We start from the raw sequence: 525 nt of genomic DNA on the forward strand, positions 1-525 counted from the left end.
ACAGGACGTGTTGACTTCGACGTTGTCACAGGACGTGACGTAGTTAGTCGAAGAACCGATCCTTCGCGTGAAAAGACGCGTTTGTCTTTACTTTATCGATGCTTTGGTATCTCATCTTATCTAGTTTTCAAGGTACTGTTTTCTATCATTAAACATAATAGAATTTCTTCAATTCTGGTGGAGCCTAGCGGGATCGAACCGCTGACCTCCTGCGTGCAAAGCAGGCGCTCTCCCATCTGAGCTAAGGCCCCTAATAAAAAAATAAAATGGTGGGCCTGAGTGGACTTGAACCACCGACCTCACGCTTATCAGGCGTGCGCTCTAACCAGCTGAGCTACAGGCCCATTTTATTATGGTTGAGCTTCAACCCTTCAAAACTAAACAAAATAGCACTGTCATCACTTTATAGTCCAGTTTCGCCTCCTAGGCATGAACTTCACTGTTCGACGCTTCCCACGGCACGAAAGCGTGCTCGCTCCAGCGTCGATCTGTTCAGTCATGCCTGAGCAGTCGGCTCCACTTTTC

General features: G+C 47.6%; 2 tRNA genes. Both read right to left on the bottom strand.

Going from position 1 to position 525, the window contains the following annotated elements:
• Nucleotides 1–175: 175 nt before the first annotated feature.
• A tRNA-Ala gene (locus AHA02nite_RS14990) sits at nucleotides 176–251 on the bottom strand.
• Nucleotides 252–267: 16 nt separating this feature from the next.
• Nucleotides 268–344 (bottom strand) — tRNA-Ile (locus tag AHA02nite_RS14995).
• Between the last annotated feature and the right edge of the window lie 181 nt (nucleotides 345–525).

The sequence above is a fragment of the Alkalibacillus haloalkaliphilus genome (assembly GCF_007991275.1).
Lineage (GTDB): Bacteria > Bacillota > Bacilli > Bacillales > Alkalibacillaceae > Alkalibacillus > Alkalibacillus haloalkaliphilus.